The sequence below is a fragment of the Oleiphilus sp. HI0067 genome (genome assembly GCF_001635735.1).
This window is the reverse complement of sequence record NZ_LWFI01000546.1, coordinates 1-1,162: the sequence shown is the minus strand read 5'-3', so window position 1 is coordinate 1,162 and position 1,162 is coordinate 1. Positions and strand designations below refer to the sequence as shown.

1 protein-coding gene is annotated in these 1,162 nt (G+C 46.4%); it reads right to left on the bottom strand.

The window, feature by feature from the left end:
• A partial coding sequence (locus tag A3739_RS06380) for a penicillin acylase family protein (RefSeq protein ID WP_197472119.1) occupies positions 1-1,162 on the bottom strand: 1,162 nt, incomplete at both ends.

Sequence of the window (1,162 nt, the reverse complement as noted above, 5' to 3'; positions counted from 1 at the left end):
AAGAATAGAGGCAGCTTGCCTTGCAGCAAAATGTTTGTGAATTGGAAGGTGTTGGTTTGACCCCACGTTCGTTCTTCAAAGTGCGTGCACACGTTCAAAAACGCCTGTTTAAAACATTCTGCTTGGTTGATGTCTTGATACCACACTGAACTTGGCTCAAGTAAGCAGCGATCAAAGTTTTGATAAAAGTCGATAAATAAACAGGTTTGTTCGCGTAAGTGTTTGGTGAGTTCTGGGCTAATTTGTTCGTCTTGAAATACAAGGTGGCGAAGCTCGGTGTAGAAACATTCAAATAGGTTTGCCGCAATCGAGTCTTTGTCGTAGCAGAGATCCCAATTCAGCAAGCTTTGTGCGAGCGGCTGATCTGAAAAATTCTCCTCTAATACTGGCTTGAGTACATCCATAAACTCCTTCGCTTGAAGTGAAAAGAGATCCATCTGAATTGCTTGCGTGCTTAATAAGTCTTGTTCTGCGTTTTGCGAGAGTAGGTCGTTAATACGACGTGCGCGATGATCCGCCATTGGCATATTGATGGGGGAGGTCTTGCCAAATTCATTCAAGTCTTGATTTGCTGTGACAAAATAGCCGCATTCAGGATTAAAGCTTCTGGGTAGATCTTCAATCGGATGAAAACCTTTCCAGTCGTAGCTTTTGTCCCAGCCTAAACCAGGTACAAAACCATTCCAGTTATTTTCACGGATAGGGCACAGACCTGACATTTGATATCCAATGTCGCCATGGCTATCTGCGATCACCCAGTTCCATGCACTTTCAATCGCGCCCAAGTGTATTTGTGCTTCGGCTACGGTGCTCACGCTATTTAATGCGAATGCTGCATTTAGCGTGGTGGCGCCAGATTCAGCCGGCGCCCAATGCGTTGCAAGGTAATACCCTGTTTCGGTGGGCAATCCATCAAGAACACCATGATGGTTTTCGTAGAAGGTCTCGCGGTGGTCTGCGTGTTTTTTACGAGTAATTAGCTCCTCTCGCTGGGAGAACTTAAACCACTCATCTTCAACACGGTATTGCCCCTCTTTGCAGTCTTCGATCCAGCTGTCGACGGTATCTGCGAAGGTATAGGTTGCGCCCCAAGACAGTGTTTTATTTCTCCCGACCAGAAGGCCAGGTAAGCCTGGCATGCCATAGCCGATCGTTGATTGCC